The following is a 14,512-nucleotide window of genomic DNA, read 5'->3' as shown; positions in this document are numbered from 1 at the left end:
GAAGCGATGAAAAAATTTATAGTTATATCCGCCTTTTTGGTGATGGTGATTGCTACACAGGCTAATTCTCAAAGTATGACCACTATTTCCTATTCTATGGGATTAGCCACCGGTGATCTTGGAGATTATGTTTCCACATTTAGTGGAAGAGGGTTTACCATGGATTACCGAAAAATGGTACAACCCAACGTAGGTGTGGGATTTTATACAGGATGGAATGTTTTCTTTGATGAAAGGCCATATGACACTTATACTATTGACAACAGATCCTTAACAGGTAAGCAGTTTCGAACTGTAAACAGCTTTCCGATTATGTTTGCAACAGATTATTACCTGAAACCAGGCGAGGATTTGAATCCTTTTATCGGATTGGGTGTAGGTACAATTTATACCGAACGAGCAACAGACATGGGAATCTATAGGCTGACTCAGGATGCCTGGAGTTTTGCATTCACGCCTCAGGTTGGTTTTTATTATTCAGTCAACCGCTATTCCGGTATTTCTTTGGCAGCAAAATACAATTTAGGTTTGGCAGGGGGTGATTTCGACACCACTCAATCCTACTTGTCCTTCAATATAGGATACATGTTCATGGGAAATTAAATTAGGTTAGAACTTTTATTTTCAGAGGATGGTCAATGGCTATCCTCTGATTTTTTTTACCCATAAACATTCCCTTAAAAATGAAAAAAACCATTATTGTCTCCTTTATGATTGGTGTGGCACTCACACTATATTCCTGTGGCACCATCATGCAAACCTACTCCTACAAAGCCAAAGGAGTGGATCTAGACAATTACAAAACCTATGCTTGGGTCAATCTGGAGCATTTTGTTGACGAAAATAAGGAAGGGGAAAAACGCTATGCCCGATACATTCTGGACTTAGCGAATGAACAACTTTTGAAAAAAGGCTTCAAATTGGATGTGGAAAATCCTGACGCGGTGTTTCAGTTTGATACCAAAATCGAAAACAAGTTGAAGTACACCCAATCTCCTACTGTCAGTGTTGGAGTCGGGTTTGGTGGGCCAGGTTACTATGTCGGTGGAGCTGTGCCGGTTTCAGGTGGGCAAGTTTCGGCTTATCAATACGAAGAAGGGGTATTGTCCATAGAAATGCTGGAACCAAAAACAGGAAAGTTGATCTGGAGAGGCTGGGCCCAGGAGGAAATTTCATTTGAAACAGACATAGAATCTGACTTGCAAATGGCCGTAAAAAATATCTTCATGAAATTGCCTGTGAAGCACAAGGAGAAGTAGGAAGTTGGGAGGTTGGAGGTTGGAGGTTGGAGGTTTTTGTAAATCGTAAGTAGTAAGCAGGTAAAGGCCAATCCTAAATCATTTAACTCTACTGTTTGATAGATTGGATTTCCGATGCATAGGCGACGATAATCTGAAGAACTTCGTTTCTTTTTCCGTGAAATTCTTTGGGCAAAAATTTAGCATTGCAAATCAAAAAGCCGGATTCGCATCCGGCTTTTTGCTATTTTTTTGACTCTCCAGACAGCGGGACAAACCTCGCCGTCAGATCCGGATCTGCCATATCCTTGTCCAGAGGAAACATCGGTCGGTGGATCCGCTTATAGCCAAGCCGCTCCAAATCCTGATCCACGCCTCCAGGTGTCTGGGCCATAACCCAATCACCCCGCATGTCATATAATTCCGGAACCAGATAGCCGATCTTAACGACCACGATATCCGCTTCTCTTGGCTTCAGATCCAATTCGGTGAAGTCACTTTCATTATGGTAGGGCTTCCGCTTTTTTGTCACGATCACACGAACAGAGCCTACTTTCAACACCACTTCGACCTCGGCTTCTTCATCTCCCTCTTTGATAGCTTCCACAGTTCCTTTCAACATCACCGGCGGGGCAAATCTGTTGTCTATGGCAGCACCAACAGTACCTTCAACCTTTCCTCCTACGCCGGCAGCAATCGCTTTCTCGACCAACTCGGGGCCCGGGATCGACGCATAGATTAAGGTCGGGCCATTTTCGGTTTTGAACTCCGCTCTTTTGAGGATTTCTGTCAAAGTCCAGGTCACGTCTCCGGCACCACCGGCAGTGGGATTATCACCCATGTCACTGATCATAAACGGCTTTTTGTCGCTGACAATCGCCATATCAATACTCTCATCTAATGAAGCGACAGGAGCGACAAATTCAAATTCATTTCGTACGTCCCAAAAGCTCTTGGCAAGTTCTTCGGCGGATTCTTTGACCGCTTTCTCGTCATCACCGGTCACCATCACAACAGCGTGGTTTCGAGGTTCGTCAGCCCAGGCATACCCTATCCAGATCGCAGCATCGATAATTCCCTCCTTTTTGGTCATAGGATCTACTTTTGCATAGAGACTCTTTCCCGGGTCAATTCTCGTGCTGGTCTTTTCGCCGGGAAGCAAGATCGGAACCGGGATCCAGGCTTTGTAGGCAGGTTTTCCTTTTCCGCTTTCCAGTCGATCCAGGAGGTTTTCTACAGCCCTTTGTTTTGACTCCAAGGCATCCTCGTGCGGAGCCATGCGGTAGCAAGTGATCAGGTCGGAGTTTTCCGCAAGGATTAGGGAAACATTGCCATGCAAATCCATCGAGGTGGAAATCAGGGTTTCAAATCCCACCACTTCACGCACTTTTGTGATAAAATCTCCTTCCGGATCGTCCAATCCCTCCACGCTCATCGCACCGTGAATGTCGAAAAAGAGACCATCATAAGGAAGGTTGGCTCTAAGCATTTCCAAGGTTACACCCACAAGTGAATCGTATGCAGGACGCGTCACCATACCACCGGGAATCGCATGGCCCCTCAATGTGGGAAACCAGTTTGCCCGAGCTCTGTCCGCAGCCGCAGAATCCAGAAAGGGATAATAGGAAAATATTTCCTCCCCAACTCTTACTCTGAATGAGGCAGTAGTAGATCGGGCTGGAGAAAATGTACTTGATTCGATCGCAAGTCCGGCTATGGCAATTCTTGGAAGTGGCTTTTTCTGCTCCTTCTCAGAACAGGAGAGTAAAGCCAAAAAAAGAAAAATGAACAATGGGTAGTTTTTCATTTGGTTGGGGTTTGATTCTTGAATTAACTTAGAAATCCCTTTGGGCCAAAATAAGAATTGGAATTCCTTTAGTCTTTCGCGAAGAACGGTCAAAAATCAATGTCTTTGCAGGCGCGAAATCACTTAATCCTTCTTTTCCTGAAGCTAAATCACCGCAACTATGACGAAAACTGAAATCACCCTTTCCGAAGCCCAAACTCAAGTTGACCAATGGATTAAGACCGTCGGCGTTCGATACTTCAACGAACTAACCAACATGACAATATTGATGGAAGAAGTCGGGGAATTGGCCCGGATCATGTCTCGAACTTATGGAGAACAATCCTTTAAGGAATCAGACAAAGGCAAGGATTTAGGCGATGAAATGGCAGATGTACTTTGGGTACTGATTTGTCTTGCCAACCAAACCGGAGTGGACCTGACTGAAGCCATGAAGAAGAACTTCGAAAAGAAAAATATCAGGGACATCAACCGCCATCGGGAAAATGACAAACTGAAATGAAAAAGCAGGAATCCCCGGCCTTTTCTCTCTTAGTATTCTTTCAGAAACTTATAAATCTCGTCTTTGAGCCGGAGTCTGGCTATCCGAAGCTGATTGGCAACTTCATCCGAGGAGGGTTCTACATCTGACTCAACTCTGTATATATGGTGGTCAACTTCATCGTATTGGTCATACAGTTTTTTAAAATGGTCATTTTCGACTTTCAATGTGAGGATTTTCTCTTCAAACTCTGGGAATTCTTCGGAGAGTGGATGCTTCCTGTTCATGTTCTGGGTTGTTTTGTCTTTGCACAAGACTACCTCAAAATCCACCCAAAAAATATGACCAGGATCAGAAAGGTTCAGGATATTTGTTTGGAAATGAATTAAGTACTGAAAGCAATTGCCCCTCCAACTGAACCAGAAGAGTTTTCTAGCTTCAGAGCTATCTTTTAGAAAGAAAAATTTAGGATAAAGTAACGGGGAGCATTTTTCCCTCAATCCAAAGTGGATTCTGCTCGGGCTAAACTTTCACCAAAAATCCTCTCTCATCCACTTTCACCACAAAATCATACAAATCCAGAGTCAGACAAAAATCGATGTCCCGTTCGATTCCGTGATTTTGAAGCCGCTTTGCATGGGAAGCTTGGGAAAGAAAATCCTTGAGTTGGTGACCCGAGTGCTCGAAAAGGGATTTCATGGCCAAAGCACCGTCTTCTTCAGCATGATGGGAGGACTCCAAAGCTTTGATCAAAGCTCCCGCAAAAATCGAATCCTCGAGATTGAAGTGGCCTTTCCAACCCGCACAATGAATCAGGACATCTTTGTCCTGCGCCTGGATGTAAGAAACAGAAGCCTGTAGATTCGGAAAAGCACCGATTAGGATCTCATCGGCACCTTTGGATTTTTCGATGGCTTGCGTTCCGTTGGTCGTGGTCATGGCTAGTTTTCTGCCAGAATGGTCACTGTTGAGATAGGCAATGGGCGAGTTACCCATTTCAAAACCCGGAGCAGTCAGACCATTTCGCTCTCCACCAATCAAGTAGCCTTTCTCCTTCATCAAGCGGCATTCTTCCAAATCAGCACAGGGGAGAATTTCTATTATTCCATTTGCCAAGGCGGCAACCATGGTGGAAGTGGCACGGAATATATCCACTACCACCACAGTTTTACCAGTTAATTCATGCAAGTGAATAAGTTCGGGACTGAAGCAAACTTCTACTTTTCTCATCAAGCTTTGAGCAGGGGAAGTTTTTCGATTTGGGCCTTGAGGTTTTTGTTTCGGATCTGGATAAAAATCTCCGTTCCGGGTTTGCTGAATTCGGTCTTCACATAACCCATCCCGATCCCCACTCCCATGCTTGGAGATTGAGTACCCGAAGTCACCTCTCCGATCACCTCACTAGCAGCGTCTACGATCGGATAATGTCCTCTTGGAATACCTCTTTCCTGCATCACAAAACCAACCAATTTGCGCGACACGCCTTCTTCTTTCTGCTTTTTCAAGGCCTCGGAATTGGTGAAATCTTTGGTGAATTTGGTGATCCAACCTAGCCCGGCTTCTATTGGGGAAGTGGTATCCGTGATGTCATTCCCATAGAGACAATAGCCCATTTCAAGTCTTAAAGTATCCCGAGCACCCAAGCCGATTGGCTTGATTTCAAAGTCTTTTCCTGCTTCAAAAATCGCCTTCCAAACCGCTTCGGCATCGGCGTTTTTCACATATATCTCAAACCCACCAGCTCCTGTGTAGCCAGTTCCGGAGATGATGACATCTTTTACCCCAGCAAATTCACCTACTGTGAAATGGTAAAACTTAACTTCGGAAAGATTGACAGGCGTCAGGGATTGAACCGCCTCAATGGCTTTTGGACCTTGTACTGCAAAAAGTGAATAGTCATCAGAGACGTTGGTAAGCTTTGCTCCCATCGTATTGTACTTGTTGATCCAAGCCCAATCTTTGTCGATGTTGGAGGCATTGACCACAAGCATATAAGTTTCTTCACCGAATTTGTAAACGATCAGATCATCTACAATTCCTCCGGTTTCGTTGGGAAAGCAGGAATACTGCGCCTGCCCAATTACCAGCTTGGAAGCATCGTTGGAAGTAACTTTTTGGATCAGATTGAGTGCTTCCGGTCCTTCGACCATAAATTCTCCCATGTGGGAAACATCAAAAACCCCTACCCCATTTCTCACACATAGGTGCTCTTCATTGTCGGAACTATAGCGCACGGGCATATTGAATCCGGCGAATGGCACCATCTTGCCTCCGAGGGCAATGTGCAGGTCATTGAGAGGGACATTTTTGATTTGCTCTTCCATATTTGGGGATTTTTTATCGCTGGCAAAGGTAAGGATTGGCTGCAATTTAGGTCAATCAACTTTTAAAAAATGCCCCGACAAACCTCCTCTTCCCGGGGTTTTGCACAGCTTTGATTTATTCAAAATAAAAAAAGCAACCTATTACAGCTGCTTTCAGAGTCGTATTACAGATGAGAAATTTATACCGAGAAGCTTTCCCCGCATCCGCAGGTTCTGCTAGCATTGGGATTGATGAATTGGAAACCTTTCCCGTTCAATCCGTCGGAAAATTCAAGGATTGTTCCAGCGAGATACAAAAGGCTCTTTCGGTCCACCAAGATTTTCACCCCTTTGTCCTCAAACACATGGTCGGTCTCCACGATTGTGGCATCAAATCCCAAATCATACATTAAACCGGAACACCCGCCGCCTTTGACGGAAACCCGTATATTTTCATTTTCGGTGCGGCCTTCCTCTTGTCTGAGTTCGAGAATTCTCTCTTTGGCCTTATCAGAAACGACTATCATAAATTTTACCTTTACTTTAGATGATTGAAGTTAAGTACAAAACAGACCTTCTTCTAAAAAGATTCAGCCACAAAGATACAAAATAAAGGGATGAGGAAAATCGAACATATCGGAATAGCTGTCTCAGATCTGGAAAAATCCAATCAGCTCTTTACCAGATTGTTGGGAAAAGCGCATTTCAAAACAGAATCTGTGGACGGAGAAGGGGTGGAAACAAGTTTTTTTCAAGTGGGTGAAACCAAAGTCGAACTGCTGCAAGCCACACTTCCAGACAGTCCGATTGCAAAATATTTAGAGAAAAAATCAGAGGGCGTGCACCATATCGCCTTCGACGTGGAAGACATCCGTTCAGAAGTACAAAGGCTCAAAGAAGCCGGATTTGAAATCCTGAATGAAACACCCAAACAAGGTGCAGACAATAAATTAGTGGTATTTTTGCATCCCCGAAGCACTAATGGGGTGCTGGTGGAGTTGTGCCAGGAGATTTGATTGGAAGATTTGAAAATTGAAAAATTGGAAGATTGAAGTCCCTTACGATTCCAGCTTAGTGAATCTGATGTATTGTCAGACTGAGCGAAGTCGAAATCATCTCTCGTAAAATAAAACATCGTAAACTACCATGTCAGACGTAAGAACAGAAATCAGAGAATTGGGTGAGTTTGGCCTGATAGATCATCTAAACGAGAAAGTAATTCTTAAAAACGCATCCTCACTCAAAGGGATAGGCGATGACGCAGCAGTCATCGAGGCAGGAGATCATGTCAAAGTGGTGACAACGGATCTGCTGCTGGAAGGAGTTCATTTTGATCTGTCCTACGCGCCTTTGACTCACGTCGGGTTCAAGGCCGTGGCCGTGAATGTCTCCGATATTGCAGCCATGAATGCTATTCCGAAGCAAATTACTGTGAGCATTGCCCTCTCCAATCGTTTTTCTGTGGAGGCTGTGGATGACCTGTATGCCGGCATCAACGCCGCTTGTGAGCATTACGGAGTGGATTTGGTAGGAGGAGACACCACTGCATCCCGGGGTGGATTAGTGATTTCAATCACTGCAATTGGGGAAGCTCAAAAAGATCAGATTACTTATCGATCAGGTGCCAAAGTCAACGACATTCTCTGCGTGACTGGCGACTTAGGCTCAGCCTTGATTGGTTTACAGATTCTTGAGAGAGAGAAGCAAGTCTATCTGGCAAACCCAGACATGAAGCCCGAGCTGAGCAAATACGATGTCGTAACCGGCCGTCAATTGAAGCCGGATGCCCGGATGGACATTATCCACGAATTGCGTGAAATGGGCGTTGTGCCCACCTGCATGATGGACGTTTCCGACGGATTAGCTTCGGAGATCTTCCACATCTGCAAAGCTTCTGGTGTTGGTGCCACAATCTACGAAGACAAACTCCCAATCGACAAGCAGACCTTTGACACGGCTGTAGAACTCAATCTGGACCCAATCACCTGCGTGCTCAATGGTGGCGAGGATTATGAATTGCTCTTCACGATTGATCAAAAAGATTTTGCGAAGCTGGAAAAACATCCCGATATCCACTTCATCGGCCACATGACGAAGGCGGAAGAAGGAAAGTTTTTGGTGACCAAAAGCGGAACTGCGGTGCAGTTAAAAGCCCAGGGCTGGAAGCATTTTTGATTTCGGATTGCGGATTTCGGATTTCGGAACCTTCCGACATCCGAAATCGCAAATCCGAAATATTAAACTTTGTTTTTGCTATCAATCACGATCGTCACCGGACCGTCGTTAACCAAACTGACTTTCATATCGGCTCCGAATTCTCCGGTTCCGATTGGTTTTCCCAATTCTGTTTCTAAAGCCTGAATCATCTTTTCGTACATAGGAATGGCAAAATCCGGCTTGGCGGCTTTGATGTAAGAAGGGCGGTTTCCCTTTTTGGTACTGGCATGGAGTGTGAACTGCGAAATCAGCAAAATCTCCCCTCCGACCTCCAACACACTCCTGTTCATCACGCCATTTTCATCCGGAAAAATCCTCAGATTGACGATTTTTTTGCTCAACCAATCAATGTCCTCCTGAGTATCGGCATCTTCAATTCCTACTAAAATCATCAAACCGACTCCGATTTGAGCTTTGATTTTTCCCTCGATTTTCACCGAGGATTCTGATACACGCTGGATGACTGTTATCATTGAGTTAAGTCTTGCATTTCACCGGAAGAAATAATTTCCACAGGATGGATACTGGTACCCAACCCCTTTTTCACCATTGCTTTGGCTACTTGATGGTCATGGATAGGTCGGACGTTTTTTGCCAATTTCAGCCAGACGAGTGGCTTCATGAAAATGGTGGCGACGAGCTCTCCGAACCTGAATTCGTGACGGTTTCCCAGTAAAAGTGATGGCCTAAAAAGGCCTAAATAACCAAATTGGAAGGTTTTCAGATCTTCTTCGGTCTCCCCTTTCACTTTATTGTAAAAAATAGAGGAAGCGGAATCCGCCCCCATCGCTGAGACGTAAAGAAATTTGGATGCTCCGATTTTCTTTGCCCAACGGGCGAATTCTATCACCAGATCATGGTCAATTGCATAGAATTTTTCCTTTGAACCAGCCACTTTGATCGTTGTCCCAAGGCTGGAAAAAGCATGGATTTCTGCAGTTTTTCCAGAAACAGCTTCAATAAAAGTATGATACTCACCTGCAAGCGACTGGGCTTTCACTTTTTCCTCCCAATCCCATGAATTGATTTTGGAAAGTTCACCGTCGATTTGGATCAATTTCCCGTGCTTGAGTGCGAGTTTTCTCCTCCCTACACTCAGCACTTGGTCGTAGTCTTTGCTTTGCAAAAGCTGATGCAGCAACTGCATTCCTACCAGACCGGAGGTCCCAGAAATTAGAGCGATTTTCATTTAATCATTTGTTTCTCAAATGCCATATAAGCCATCCCGAAATTAATATAGGTGAAGCTTGCCCTGTTTCAATAATTCATATGGAAAACCAAGCTGATCAAATCCTTGTTTTTTCCCAATCCAAAAAATTATCCACTTCATCCTTCACTTTGGCATAAACTGCCAGGACGATGGATAAGTCATCTGCAAACCCAAAGAATCCCAGAAAATCCGGAATCAGATCAACTGGAGAAAGGAAATAAACCATAGCCAATACAATCAAGCCCAGGGTGGAGAAGGCAATTTTATGCTCTCCACTGAAATGCGCTTTGATCATCCGGATAAAAATCTTGACAGGTTCAGTCAACATTTTGACTCTGGGATTTTCAGCGAGTTTTGCCAGTTTTTGACCAACTTTTTGAAGTAAGTCAACAACCTTTTGTTCCTGCTGGATGATCACATCGACTTGCTTTCCAAAAAGTGCTTTGGCTTTATCAATGATTCCTGTTGACTTGTTGGTGTAAGTTTCCATGAGTTTAGAAATGTAGTTGGATTTCTGATTTTACTTTTCGAAGCGCATAGGTTATCGCGTCATTTTTTTGATCCAGAGAATTCGAGAAAATGGCCTTTGCCAATTCCATCCCGCTGGCCTCAGGCCCCAAAGTCTGCCTGCTAAGGTTCAATAAGGTAACCACATCTTCTACAGCGCGTTTCACTGCTTCCCAAGTTTCTTCTGAAAAGTAAACCTGTTGGCTGAAGTTGTGATTAAACTCCTCTCGAACCTCAGCCAAAAGCAGCGGATGCAGCTCAGCGGCGGTAAACTGACTCGGATTGGATCGCCTGACCAAATTATTTGGGGTAATGCGCTCCAGAAGCAAGCACAATCGCTCGGCAGCCTGAAGGCGAATGGGAAGGATCACTTGGGTGTTTTGGGTTTTGAGTTCCACAAGCAGTTTTTCACGATCCTTGGAAAGAAAAGAAACAACTACCAGGTACATTCCATAAAGAACAATGCCCGCAGGCAAAATGATTTTCAACAAATCGAGTATATAGTCCATTGCAATTAAGTGTATTCGAATATCAGCAATTATGACTTGTCAAAAAACCGGCCGATTCGATAATTTTGAACCAACTTGCGAACCAAAATTCCTAATAATTGATTTTCTCCCCATGCTGATTCCCATTTCCATCACCGAAAAAGCCGAAGCTGAAATCAAGCACATCATGGCTAACAAAAACATCCCGGAAGACTATTTCCTGCGGGTCGGTGTCAAGGGTGGAGGCTGTGGGGGTATGTCTTATGCACTGGGATTTGACAAGCCCAAGTCTGAGGATCAACAATTTGAGATCGACGGAATCCGGGTACTGATAGAGAAAAAACATTACATGTTTCTGATAGGGATGCAGATAGATTTCTTTGAAGGAGACGAGGCCAGAGGGTTTACTTTTATCAATCCCGATATCCCCAAGCGCCACGATCTGTAATTTTTTATAACTTCATAGCAACTCCCTAAATACTATGAAGTCATTTGTTTTTATCGCGATTTTTCTGACAATTAGTCATTTTGCCACAGCACAAGTCCGTCAATTGGAACCTGATCAATCTCCCGGCAAAGGAAAAGTGGAAGACCTCGCCTGGCTTGTGGGCTTTTGGTCCGGAAGCGGTCTGGGCGGGGAATGCGAAGAGGTATGGATGCCGGCTAAAGACGGTCATATGATCGGCACGTTTCGATTTTGGAATGAAGGGAAATTGGTCTTCAGCGAATTCATGAATATCGTTCAGGAGGGGGATACCTTTTCGATGAAACTGAAGCATTTCAATCCAGACCTCACGGGATTGGAGGATAAGGAGGAATGGACGACATTTCGGCTGGTTGAAGTTGGTGAAAACACTGTCTGGTTTCACGGCTTGACTCTCGAGCGAAAAGGAGATGAGCTGGTGATCTACCTTGCTTTGTCCGAAAAAGGAGAGCAGAGAATCGAGGAGTTTAGATTTATGCGAAAAGAACTTTGATTAGTGCTCAAATCCCGACTTGAAATTGTCTCCCAGTTGGGTTAAAACGGCTCTATCCATGATCAGCATTTTTTTTCTGAAACCCCAAGAAACCGGAAGTATATTATTCCATTTAAAACAACTTCATGATTATTTTATTCCCGACTTTCAACCATACCCAAAACAAGGAAACAAACACCAATGACGTAAATGGAGTAAATAACACTAGTACCAAAAACCCCTTTATCCCATAAACTGATTCATCATTTAGGTTAACTGGATACAATCCAAACAATGAGAAAAGACCTAAAATTATCATAAAGAATAAATTCCCAAAAAGAAAATTCACATACAATAACTTAAATAGGCTAACCGGTAAACTTGACACTTCTTTCAATTTCATTTTTGTTATTTATTTAATCCTGAGAAACAGCAATACTAACACCCCTTCAGGTGTAGACAAATCATTTGGACTGTGTCAAGCTTATAACTTCATCTTAATCCTATACAAACTACCTAATGCGACTGAAAACTGCGACTGCCCACTGAAAACTAATCCTCAAATACAGGCTTCACATTGTCCCAAAACTCATCCAAGGCGATGATTCTGGGTTTAAGAAAAGAAATGATCTTTGGCCAGTCTTCCTGCTCTATCACATTCACGTCAGGAAGGATTTTTTCGATTTTCGAAACGGTCTGTCCCATTTCATTTTTAGCATGGAGCTTCCAGTCCCACTCTTCGCCTAAGCTGGCTTTCAGGAGATTTTTCAATTCCCGAAACTGGTCAAAAAACAGTTCCTGCATTTCTTCATCAGGATGTCCTATTTCTATTCCGACAGAGGCAAACTCCTGCTCAGCTTTCATCCGGAAATAGACGTTTTTGATCCCGGTGCGGTAGTTGGGCCAATTGATTCTTCGGCCATGGGCGTTGGGAACGGGCTTCATGTATTGCCCAAAAGTGATCCAGAATTCAGTCCTGATTTTGGTGGTTTCAGCTCGGCTGTACATAAAAAATTTCAGGCAAAATCCTCCGGATAACAAACCGTCACTGCCGAATACTGGACAATCCCTCCAAGTGCCGGATGATGCTTTTTAAGAGTGAGCCGGACAGTTTTGACTTTGGGGTAGACTTTCAAAATATCCGTGATAATTCTGTGGCCGAGATGCTCCAAAAGTTTCACTTTCACATCCATCCGGGCTTTGATGAGTTGGTAAAGCTTGGCATAGTCCACCGTATCCTTCAGGCTGTCGTGGAGCATGGCTTCTTTGAAATCGGTTTCCAGTACCAAATCCAGGGTAAAGCGGTTGCCCAGGATGGACTCCTCAGGATAGGCACCGTGGTAGGCGTGAAATTCGATTCCCTCAAGAGCAACTTTTCCCATCAGTCAAACTGGTCAAAGAAAGAACCGGATGATTTTTTGGGATCCTCTGGTTTTGGAGCTTCAGCTTGACTTCTCACTTCAACTTTTACTGGAACCTCCTCCTCTATTTCAATTTCTTCTTCATCTTCTTCTTCCTCAACTGGAATTTCAGCTTTTACAGGCTCCTCTTCTATCACTTCATTTTCCTCCTCTTCCTGCGGCAATTCTCCCTCCTCTTCAAGTTCGTGCTGCAATGCCTCCACAGTTTCCATGGTTTCCTCATCCAAAGTGGCGGTGGACATTTCCTCTTCAAACTGCTCTTCGGGTTCAGCATTTACAGGCGGATCAGCTTGTGTGGCGAGTGCAGAGATATTTCCAACAGTGAAATGACTGGATCGGCTGAGTTCCTCGATTGCCCGCTGGTAAGCCTTGCCATCGATGCGAAAAAAGTGTGCGTCCGAAAGATCAATTTGGTTCAAGGCGTCCTGGGAAAGACGCTTCAGGCTTTTCACCAAAGCCTCCCGCTGCTCAAGCAACCCCTCATAACTTCTTACCAGGCTTTGCATACTTTCCCGGATTTCTTTAATAGTCGATTTGGCCTTTGCTTCGGCAGCTGAAGTAATGATTCTGGCCTGATTTTCTGCGTGTGTTTGAACCTGCTGGGCAAAATTATTGGCCTCTTTGGTTGTTTGTTCAGCGATGGAATTGGCTTCTGAGATGATCTGATCTGCAGCATCGGATGCTTCAGTAATGATACTTGCCCCGGTATCTTCGGCAGTTTTTAGAGTTCGGAAAAGTGAGTCTTCTACATCTTTCAGCCTTTTGGCCTCACCTTCCACCTGCTGGAGTCTGGATCGAAGGTCCAGATTCTCCTGGTTGATCTGCTCCATGACAACACTCATTTCCTCAAGAAATGCAGCAACTTCTTTTTTCTCATAGCCTCTAAAGGCTGTTTCAAATGCTTTTTGCCGGATGGCTGTTGGGGATATCTTCATAGATTTTCTGCTACAATTTGCCAGATAGAAATAGTACGGTCATCGGAAATGGACACGACGTCACCGGAATAAGTACTCCAAAGGACTTTGTTGATGGAGGTGCCATGACCTGCATTTCTAGCCTTATCAATGACTTTCAGTAGTTTATGGTTTACGGCATCCCAGACCTTGATGGATTTGTCCATTGAGCAGGTCACGAGGTACTTTCCGTCCTCATTGAAAGATAAAAAATTAATGGCATACATGTGCGCCACAATGTTTTCGGTCAGGGTATAATTATCCGAATCCCAGAATTTCATATGGGCATCCCTGGCACCTGAAACGAGTTTTTGCTCATCCGGCGAGTAGCTCAACGCAAATACGGAATTGGAATGCCCAGCCAGATTGGCGATGGGTTTAAGGTCGTTTGCCAAATCCAAAATCTTGATCGAATGATCACTCAGACCGATGGCAAGCTGTCTTTTTTCAGGTGCAATGGTCATCACCCGAATGCTTTTTGAACTGAGCTTGATGTGTTTTTTAATAGATCTTTCCTCCGTGTCCACTACCACCAGCACCCCGTCTCCTGTTCCGACCAGAATCTCATTTCCAAATACTTTGATATCAAAAATGGCCTGATCGGTCATTTTCAGACTCCAAATTTCCTTGTTTTCATTGAGATCTATGACGTGGATTCCTTCAAAATTATGTCCGATGACGAGCTGATTTCGCTCTCGGTCCACTGCGATCGCATAGACCGAATGCGGCAATTTGGCGATGAGTTTTCCGTCTTTGGGACGGTCCAGGTCCCATTCTACCACCATGCCGTCTCCGGCACCGGTATAAAAAAATCGGGGATCACTCCCCTCCGCAAGTGCATAAATGCAGTCGTTGTGCCCGGTAAGCGTGTGTAATTTATTTACTTGGATATTTGACATATATTGGACGATCACTCAGCAGCGCCCGTTTG

The 14,512-nt window shown here is 44.3% G+C and carries 20 protein-coding genes; 7 read left to right on the top strand and 13 right to left on the bottom strand.

Features of this window, described 5'->3' with window-relative positions; genetic code table 11:
* Positions 1–6: 6 nt before the first annotated feature.
* Positions 7–603, top strand: coding sequence for an OmpW family outer membrane protein (locus tag B0E43_RS03095; RefSeq protein ID WP_139352645.1), 597 nt, complete (start codon positions 7–9; stop codon positions 601–603).
* Positions 604–683: 80 nt separating this feature from the next.
* Positions 684–1,259 (top strand): DUF4136 domain-containing protein, encoded by a 576-nt coding sequence (locus B0E43_RS03090; protein ID WP_077346649.1) that lies wholly within the window; start codon positions 684–686, stop codon positions 1,257–1,259.
* Positions 1,260–1,482: 223 nt separating this feature from the next.
* On the opposite strand, the gene B0E43_RS03085 is transcribed toward B0E43_RS03090, so the two are convergent.
* Positions 1,483–3,045 carry a M81 family metallopeptidase gene (locus B0E43_RS03085; RefSeq protein ID WP_077346679.1) on the bottom strand — a complete coding sequence of 521 codons (1,563 nt, stop codon included), beginning with the start codon at positions 3,043–3,045 and terminating at the stop codon, positions 1,483–1,485.
* A 160-nt stretch (positions 3,046–3,205) separates the two neighbouring features.
* Between B0E43_RS03085 and B0E43_RS03080 the strand changes: the two genes are divergently transcribed.
* The gene (locus B0E43_RS03080) at positions 3,206–3,547 is read left to right on the top strand and encodes a nucleotide pyrophosphohydrolase (protein WP_174567125.1); all 342 of its coding nucleotides are present in this window, start codon (positions 3,206–3,208) and stop codon (positions 3,545–3,547) included.
* A gap of 29 nt (positions 3,548–3,576) precedes the next feature.
* On the opposite strand, the gene B0E43_RS03075 is transcribed toward B0E43_RS03080, so the two are convergent.
* From B0E43_RS03075 to B0E43_RS03060, 4 genes are all read right to left on the bottom strand, one after another.
* Positions 3,577–3,813: a YdcH family protein gene (locus tag B0E43_RS03075; protein WP_077346648.1), complete on the bottom strand. Its 237-nt coding sequence runs from the start codon at positions 3,811–3,813 to the stop codon at positions 3,577–3,579.
* Positions 3,814–4,048: 235 nt separating this feature from the next.
* Positions 4,049–4,756, bottom strand: a complete 708-nt coding sequence (locus tag B0E43_RS03070; protein ID WP_077346647.1) for a 2-phosphosulfolactate phosphatase — start codon at positions 4,754–4,756, stop codon at positions 4,049–4,051.
* Positions 4,756–5,850 (bottom strand): glycine cleavage system aminomethyltransferase GcvT, encoded by a 1,095-nt coding sequence (gene gcvT, locus B0E43_RS03065; RefSeq protein ID WP_077346677.1) that lies wholly within the window; start codon positions 5,848–5,850, stop codon positions 4,756–4,758. The genes B0E43_RS03070 and gcvT overlap by 1 nt, the downstream gene beginning before the upstream one ends.
* Positions 5,851–6,029: 179 nt before the next feature.
* Entirely contained in the window at positions 6,030–6,356 is a 327-nt protein-coding gene (locus B0E43_RS03060; protein ID WP_077346646.1) for an iron-sulfur cluster assembly accessory protein, read from the bottom strand.
* Positions 6,357–6,446: 90 nt separating this feature from the next.
* On the opposite strand from B0E43_RS03060, the gene mce reads away from it, so the two are divergent.
* The gene (gene mce / locus B0E43_RS03055) at positions 6,447–6,845 is read left to right on the top strand and encodes a methylmalonyl-CoA epimerase (protein ID WP_077346645.1); all 399 of its coding nucleotides are present in this window, start codon (positions 6,447–6,449) and stop codon (positions 6,843–6,845) included.
* Between the two features lie 130 nt (positions 6,846–6,975).
* Complete coding sequence (thiL, locus tag B0E43_RS03050) at positions 6,976–8,004, top strand: thiamine-phosphate kinase (protein ID WP_077346644.1); 1,029 nt, start codon at positions 6,976–6,978, stop codon at positions 8,002–8,004.
* A 62-nt stretch (positions 8,005–8,066) separates the two neighbouring features.
* On the opposite strand, the gene dtd is transcribed toward thiL, so the two are convergent.
* The 4 genes from dtd to B0E43_RS03030 all read right to left on the bottom strand — a co-directional run bounded on the left by dtd (position 8,067) and on the right by B0E43_RS03030 (position 10,272).
* Entirely contained in the window at positions 8,067–8,519 is a 453-nt protein-coding gene (dtd, locus tag B0E43_RS03045; protein WP_077346643.1) for a D-aminoacyl-tRNA deacylase, read from the bottom strand.
* Positions 8,516–9,235: an NAD-dependent epimerase gene (locus B0E43_RS03040; RefSeq protein ID WP_077346642.1), complete on the bottom strand. Its 720-nt coding sequence runs from the start codon at positions 9,233–9,235 to the stop codon at positions 8,516–8,518. The genes dtd and B0E43_RS03040 overlap by 4 nt, the downstream gene beginning before the upstream one ends.
* A 97-nt stretch (positions 9,236–9,332) precedes the next feature.
* Entirely contained in the window at positions 9,333–9,746 is a 414-nt protein-coding gene (locus B0E43_RS03035; RefSeq protein WP_077346641.1) for a YkvA family protein, read from the bottom strand.
* 4 nt (positions 9,747–9,750) lie between these two features.
* Complete coding sequence (locus tag B0E43_RS03030) at positions 9,751–10,272, bottom strand: hypothetical protein (protein ID WP_077346640.1); 522 nt, start codon at positions 10,270–10,272, stop codon at positions 9,751–9,753.
* A gap of 112 nt (positions 10,273–10,384) precedes the next feature.
* Between B0E43_RS03030 and B0E43_RS03025 the strand changes: the two genes are divergently transcribed.
* A complete protein-coding gene (locus B0E43_RS03025; protein WP_077346639.1) occupies positions 10,385–10,699 on the top strand; it encodes an iron-sulfur cluster assembly accessory protein in 315 nt (104 codons plus the stop codon).
* Between the two features lie 34 nt (positions 10,700–10,733).
* Complete coding sequence (locus B0E43_RS03020) at positions 10,734–11,228, top strand: DUF6265 family protein (protein ID WP_077346638.1); 495 nt, start codon at positions 10,734–10,736, stop codon at positions 11,226–11,228.
* 531 nt (positions 11,229–11,759) lie between these two features.
* Here the strand turns inward: B0E43_RS03020 and B0E43_RS03010 are convergent.
* From B0E43_RS03010 to B0E43_RS02995, 4 genes are read right to left on the bottom strand one after another with little or no spacing between them, the layout of a single operon-like run.
* On the bottom strand, positions 11,760–12,215 hold the full coding sequence (locus tag B0E43_RS03010; RefSeq protein ID WP_077346636.1) for a DUF4268 domain-containing protein: 456 nt from the start codon (positions 12,213–12,215) through the stop codon (positions 11,760–11,762).
* Positions 12,216–12,223: 8 nt separating this feature from the next.
* Entirely contained in the window at positions 12,224–12,589 is a 366-nt protein-coding gene (gene folB / locus B0E43_RS03005) for a dihydroneopterin aldolase (protein WP_077346635.1), read from the bottom strand.
* Positions 12,589–13,563 (bottom strand): DivIVA domain-containing protein, encoded by a 975-nt coding sequence (locus tag B0E43_RS03000; protein ID WP_077346634.1) that lies wholly within the window; start codon positions 13,561–13,563, stop codon positions 12,589–12,591. The genes folB and B0E43_RS03000 overlap by 1 nt, the downstream gene beginning before the upstream one ends.
* Entirely contained in the window at positions 13,560–14,480 is a 921-nt protein-coding gene (locus tag B0E43_RS02995) for a WD40 repeat domain-containing protein (protein ID WP_077346676.1), read from the bottom strand. Before B0E43_RS02995 ends, B0E43_RS03000 begins: the two co-directional genes overlap by 4 nt.
* Between the last annotated feature and the right edge of the window lie 32 nt (positions 14,481–14,512).

The sequence above is a fragment of the Algoriphagus sp. A40 genome (assembly GCF_002002735.1).
GTDB lineage: Bacteria > Bacteroidota > Bacteroidia > Cytophagales > Cyclobacteriaceae > Algoriphagus.
The sequence above is the reverse complement of the archived record's forward strand: the minus strand, read 5'-3'. Positions and strand labels throughout refer to the sequence as shown.

Coding starts and splice junctions, on each gene's coding strand:
- B0E43_RS03010 (WP_077346636.1), bottom strand. CDS start 12,215: ATGTACAGCCGAGCTGAAACCACCAAAATCAGGACTGAATTCTGGATC.
- B0E43_RS03080 (WP_174567125.1), top strand. CDS start 3,206: ATGACGAAAACTGAAATCACCCTTTCCGAAGCCCAAACTCAAGTTGAC.
- B0E43_RS03035 (WP_077346641.1), bottom strand. CDS start 9,746: ATGGAAACTTACACCAACAAGTCAACAGGAATCATTGATAAAGCCAAA.
- gcvT (WP_077346677.1), bottom strand. CDS start 5,850: ATGGAAGAGCAAATCAAAAATGTCCCTCTCAATGACCTGCACATTGCC.
- folB (WP_077346635.1), bottom strand. CDS start 12,589: ATGGGAAAAGTTGCTCTTGAGGGAATCGAATTTCACGCCTACCACGGT.
- B0E43_RS03075 (WP_077346648.1), bottom strand. CDS start 3,813: ATGAACAGGAAGCATCCACTCTCCGAAGAATTCCCAGAGTTTGAAGAG.
- B0E43_RS03090 (WP_077346649.1), top strand. CDS start 684: ATGAAAAAAACCATTATTGTCTCCTTTATGATTGGTGTGGCACTCACA.
- B0E43_RS03085 (WP_077346679.1), bottom strand. CDS start 3,045: ATGAAAAACTACCCATTGTTCATTTTTCTTTTTTTGGCTTTACTCTCC.
- B0E43_RS03020 (WP_077346638.1), top strand. CDS start 10,734: ATGAAGTCATTTGTTTTTATCGCGATTTTTCTGACAATTAGTCATTTT.
- B0E43_RS02995 (WP_077346676.1), bottom strand. CDS start 14,480: ATGTCAAATATCCAAGTAAATAAATTACACACGCTTACCGGGCACAAC.
- B0E43_RS03060 (WP_077346646.1), bottom strand. CDS start 6,356: ATGATAGTCGTTTCTGATAAGGCCAAAGAGAGAATTCTCGAACTCAGA.
- B0E43_RS03025 (WP_077346639.1), top strand. CDS start 10,385: ATGCTGATTCCCATTTCCATCACCGAAAAAGCCGAAGCTGAAATCAAG.
- thiL (WP_077346644.1), top strand. CDS start 6,976: ATGTCAGACGTAAGAACAGAAATCAGAGAATTGGGTGAGTTTGGCCTG.
- mce (WP_077346645.1), top strand. CDS start 6,447: ATGAGGAAAATCGAACATATCGGAATAGCTGTCTCAGATCTGGAAAAA.
- B0E43_RS03040 (WP_077346642.1), bottom strand. CDS start 9,235: ATGAAAATCGCTCTAATTTCTGGGACCTCCGGTCTGGTAGGAATGCAG.
- B0E43_RS03000 (WP_077346634.1), bottom strand. CDS start 13,563: ATGAAGATATCCCCAACAGCCATCCGGCAAAAAGCATTTGAAACAGCC.
- B0E43_RS03095 (WP_139352645.1), top strand. CDS start 7: ATGAAAAAATTTATAGTTATATCCGCCTTTTTGGTGATGGTGATTGCT.
- B0E43_RS03070 (WP_077346647.1), bottom strand. CDS start 4,756: ATGAGAAAAGTAGAAGTTTGCTTCAGTCCCGAACTTATTCACTTGCAT.
- dtd (WP_077346643.1), bottom strand. CDS start 8,519: ATGATAACAGTCATCCAGCGTGTATCAGAATCCTCGGTGAAAATCGAG.
- B0E43_RS03030 (WP_077346640.1), bottom strand. CDS start 10,272: ATGGACTATATACTCGATTTGTTGAAAATCATTTTGCCTGCGGGCATT.